This window comes from Bradyrhizobium sp. P2_E8 (assembly GCF_056403875.1).
Map to the genome: position 1 here is coordinate 1 of NZ_JBFUES010001103.1, position 2,300 is coordinate 2,300.

2 protein-coding genes are annotated in these 2,300 nt (G+C 67.2%); both read left to right on the top strand.

The genetic code is table 11. The features are described from left to right. Window positions 1–637 (top strand): Flp pilus assembly protein CpaB (cpaB, locus tag AC1D00_RS37240; RefSeq protein ID WP_477014103.1); only part of this gene is annotated, 637 nt, incomplete at its 5' end. 10 nt (window positions 638–647) lie between these two features. After that, window positions 648–2,165: a type II and III secretion system protein family protein gene (locus tag AC1D00_RS37245; RefSeq protein WP_135178660.1), complete on the top strand. Its 1,518-nt coding sequence runs from the start codon at window positions 648–650 to the stop codon at window positions 2,163–2,165. The last annotated feature ends 135 nt before the right edge of the window (window positions 2,166–2,300 follow it).

Sequence of the window (2,300 nt, forward strand, 5' to 3'; positions counted from 1 at the left end):
CCTGGCCGTCGACCACCGCGAGCCCTGGCCGTCGACCACCGCGAGCAGCGCTTTCATCCGCCGCGACAGCAGGCCCGAGGCGCAGACCCAGATCGCTGGCTCGATCGCACGCGTGCCGTTGATGCAGGGCGAGCCGATCCGCGASCAGAARCTGGTSARGGCCGAAGGCTCCGGCTTCATGGCSGCRATYCTGCCSWCSGGCATGCGCGCSRTYTCSACCGAGATWTCRSCCGAGACCGGMGCMGGCGGCTTCATCCTGCCSAACGACCGCGTCGACATCGTCCTGACCCGCCGCCTGAAGAATCCCGACGCCAACAGCACGACCGCGGGCAACGACCTCATCCTGTCCGAGGTCATCCTGAGCAATGTCCGCGTGCTCGCGATCGACCAGGCGCCGAAGGARAAGGACGGCCAGAAYRCSGTGSTCGGCAAGACCGTYACSCTCGAGCTCAAGCCGGACCAGGTCGCAACGCTCGCCGCGGCGCGCCAGGGCGGCACGCTCCAGCTTGCGCTGCGGAGCATCGTCGATGCCAACGCAGCCGAGCTCACGGCCGAGGATTTGGCGATCAAGCGTTCCGGCGGAGTCAACGTGATCCGCTACGGCGTCCAGGTGCGACAACTGACGTCACAGAAGTGATGGGGACATAATGAACTACGGGGATGATCGGGCGGGCTTGCGCATTCGGGGGAATCGCGCACGCACGTTCTGGACGGGGGCGATGTTGATGCTGGGGCTGCTCGCAGCGCCCAGCCTCGTCGGCGCCGCCGAAACGCCGGTCGGCGACCAGGCGCCGATGCAGGCGCCGGATCTCGGCGTGGCGTCGGTCGGGACGATCGCGCCGGCGAAGACGCGTTTCCTGTCGCTCGGCGTCGGCAAGTCGGTCGTCATCGACCTGCCCCGCGAGGTCAAGGACGTGCTGGTGGCCGATCCCAAGATCGCCAACGCGGTGATCCGCTCGGCCCAGCGCGCCTATATCATCGGCGGCCAGGTCGGCCAGACCAACGTCGTGTTCTTCACCGCCGACGGCCAGCAGGTCGCCGCCTACGACATCGCCGTGAAGCGCGACCTCAACGGCATGCGTGCCGCGCTGCGCCAGTCGCTGCCGGGCGTGCAGATCGAAGGCGTCGGCGACAGCGTGATGCTGACCGGCTCGGTGTCGAGCCCGGTCGAGGCGCAGCAGGCCGGCGACGTCGCCGCCAAGCTGGTCGGCGGCTCCGACAAGGTGGTCAACAACATCGTCGTGCGCGGCCGCGACCAGGTGATGCTCAAGGTCGTCGTCGGCGAAGTGCGCCGCGACATCGTCAAGCAATTGGGCGTCGATCTCAGCGCCAGCCTGAATGCCGGCACCGCGGTCGTGAACTTCAACAATTCCAACCCGTTCTCGGTCTCTGGCGGCCCGCTCGTAACCAGCAACGGGCTCGGCCTTACCGGACTGGCAAAAGGCGTGGCCACCGTCAACGCCACGATGCGCGCGATGGAAAGCGCCGGCGTGATGCGGACGCTGGCCGAGCCGAGCCTGACGGCGATCTCCGGCGAGTCCGCCACTTTCATCGCCGGCGGCGAATTCCCGATCCCTGCGGGCTATTCCTGCGATCCGGTCACCCACGTCTGTACCACCCAGATCACCTACAAGAAGTTCGGCATCTCCCTGAACTTCACGCCGGTCGTGCTCAGCGAGGGACGTATCAGCCTGCGCGTGATGACCGAAGTCTCGGAGCTGTCCAATCAGAACGCCATCTCCGTGACGCAGGCGGTGTCCGCGGGCCAGACCAGCTCGATCACCATCCCCTCGATCCAGACCCGCCGCGCCGAGACCACGCTCGAGATTCCCTCGGGCGGCTCGATGGCGATGGCCGGCCTGATCCAGCAGCAGACCAAGCAGGCGATCAACGGCCTGCCCGGCGTCGACCAGGTGCCGATCATCGGCGCGCTGTTCCGCAGCCAGGACTTCGTCAACAACGAGACCGAGCTGATGGTGATCGTGACGCCCTATGTGGTGCGTGCGGTCGCCCAGAAGGAATTGTCGCGGCCCGACGACGGCTTCGCGCCGGCTTCGGATGCGCAGACGGCGCTGCTCGGCCGTATGAACCGCCTCTATGGCATCGCGCGCCGCGTCGATCCGATCGACGGCGCCCGCGGCGATTTCGGCTTCATCATCGACTGAGACCGAGGGACGGCTTGGGGAACGGGGCAAGGATCGGGGCAAGAGGGGATCAAGCGATGACGAAGACCATGACCGATCGACGTCGCGGCTTAAGCGTCGCGCTGGCGCTGACGGGGCTCTCCGTCATGCTGGGTG